This window comes from Aminobacter sp. P4_H6_2 (assembly GCF_056400805.1).
In genome coordinates, this window is sequence record NZ_JBFUKO010000769.1 from 1 (window position 1) to 2,284 (window position 2,284).

General features: G+C 64.4%; 2 protein-coding genes and 1 pseudogene. All 3 read right to left on the reverse strand.

Annotated elements, in window-relative coordinates; all coding sequences use genetic code 11:
- On the reverse strand, positions 1-1,430 hold a 1,430-nt coding region (locus tag AC1DUU_RS29855; protein WP_476786933.1), incomplete at its 3' end, for a 2Fe-2S iron-sulfur cluster-binding protein.
- A gap of 2 nt (positions 1,431-1,432) precedes the next feature.
- Complete coding sequence (locus tag AC1DUU_RS29860) at positions 1,433-1,741, reverse strand: sarcosine oxidase subunit delta (protein WP_476786934.1); 309 nt, start codon at positions 1,739-1,741, stop codon at positions 1,433-1,435.
- 19 nt (positions 1,742-1,760) lie between these two features.
- A pseudogene (locus AC1DUU_RS29865) lies at positions 1,761-2,284 on the reverse strand (FAD-dependent oxidoreductase); the annotation flags it as partial.

The window sequence follows — 2,284 nt, forward strand, 5'->3', positions numbered from 1 at the left end:
ACCATGCCCTTGGGGGCCTCGCCGGGGATGAAGGCAGCGATATCGTCACGCCAAACAGGCTTGCCGCGATGGAAGCAGGACAGTCCGACATTGGGGTTCCAACCGCCCGAAACAGCCAGGCAGTCGGCGTCGATCTGCTGCTTGCGGCCGTTATTGTCGGTAACGATGACGCCGCGCACGCCGTCGACGCCGCCCTTGACGTCGGACACGCCGCCCGAGAGCACACGCAGATCCGAGAGCTCGGCAAGGGCCTGATATTCCGCCGGCACCTTACCGCGGGGATCGATCACAGCGGAAATGTCGCCACCGGCCTGCTGGATCGCCTCGACCGTGCGCCAGYCATCGTCATTGTTGGTGAATAGCGCAACGCGCTTGCCCGGCATCGCTGCGAAGCGGTTGACATAGGTGCGGACGGCCGAGGCCATCATCACGCCCGGACGGTCATTGCCCGGGAAGGCTATTGGCCGCTCGATGGCGCCAGCGGTGACGACCGAGCGCTTGGCGACGATGCGCCAGAGACGCTGGCGGACCTGATGCGGACCGGGCACCGGGACATGGTCGTTGACGCGTTCGAGCGCGGTATGAACACCGCCGTCATAGACGCCGAACAGTGCTGTGCGGACCATGATGCKGACATTTGGCAGCGAAGCGAGCTCGGCCGCCGTGCGCCGCACCCATTCGTCCGCATGCATGCCATCGATCTCGCCACCATCGCTGAGCAGGCGGCCACCGACACGGACGTCTTCTTCGACAAGAATAACACGCGAACCGGCCCGGCCAGCGGCCAATGCGGYCGAAAGACCAGCAGCCCCGCCACCAACGACGAGCACGTCGCAATGGGCCCAGGCCTTGTCGTAGTGATCGGGATCGGGCAGTTCGGCGCTCTTGCCGAGGCCGGCGGYGCGGCGGATGATCGGCTCGTAGATCGCTTCCCAGAACTTCGCCGGCCACATGAAGGTCTTGTAGTAGAAGCCGGCGACGAAGATCGGCGAAAACAGCTGATTGATCGACATGAAGTCGCGGCGCAGCGAGGGCCAGCGGTTCTGGCTCTGGGCTACCAGCCCGTCATAAAGCTCTTGCGTTGTGGCGCGGGTGTTTGGTTCCTTGCGCGCACCGGTTCGCATCTCGACGAGTGCGCTTGGCTCTTCCGAGCCTGYGGTGATGATGCCGCGCGGGCGGTGATACTTAAAGGAGCGCGCCACCAGCTTGACGCCATTGGCAACGAGTGCCGAGGCCAGCGTATCGCCGGCAAAGCCGGACATGACCTTGCCGTCGAAGGAAAACTGCAGTGGTGCCTGGCGGTCGATCAGGCCGCCGCTGCGCAGCCGGTGCGACTGGCTGGCGGATGCTGCCTGGCTGCGCGCGCTGGGGGTGCTGCCCTCAAGTGCGGCCGTCCTGTCGAGCGGTTCAGATCCGGAATAGCCCGACATCTTTATTCTCCTGCCTGCACCGGCTTGGACGCACCCACGCCGGGGGCCGCCGTCACCGATCTGAATTCATGCGTCACCGTGTTACGCTCGGCTATCAGCCAGGAGCGGCATCCGCCGCCGTGGTACCAATATTCGCGCATGTAGCCGGCGACGTTGTCGCGCAGATAGACATAGTCGTGGAAAGCGTCCTCGACGCGATCGGGGCTTTCGCCGCTATCGATTGCGAAGTTGGGCCGCTTGGGCGAGGCGTCGCCGAGATAGGTGAACTCGCCGTTCTCGCGTTCGCCGCAGAAAGGACATGCAATACGCATTCCGCCAGTCTCGCTTTCRGTGCAGGTTGGGTTGGGCGCCTTGGCCCTTTTCATCGATCATCGCGCCGCGACGGAACCGGTCGAGCCGGAAGCGTGCAGCCTCGGGATGCGGTTCGTCGCGCGCCAGCAAATGGGCAAAGACGAGGCCCGACGCCGGTGTCGCCTTGAAGCCGCCATAACACCAGCCGGCGTTGAGATAGAGGCCATCGATCGGGGTCTTGTCGATGATCGGGGTGCCGTCCATCGACATGTCCATGATGCCGCCCCACTGGCGCAGCATGCGGACGCGGCCGATCATCGGCATGACTGCCATGCCGCCTTCGCAAACGTCCTCGACCACCGGCATGTTGCCGCGTTGGGCGTAGGAATTGTAGCCGTCGAGGTCGCCACCAAATACGAGGCCGCCCTTGTCGGACTGGCTGATGTAGAAGTGGCCGGCGCCAAAAGTGATGACGCCCGGGATGAGCGGCTTGATCGCCTCGGAAACGAAGGCCTGGAGCACATGGCTTTCGATCGGCAGCTTCATGCCGGCCATGGCGGCAC

Bases quoted from the DNA above. Each gene is read 5' to 3' on its own strand.
- AC1DUU_RS29860 (WP_476786934.1), bottom strand. From the start codon at position 1,741: ATGCGTATTGCATGTCCTTTCTGCGGCGAACGCGAGAACGGCGAGTTC.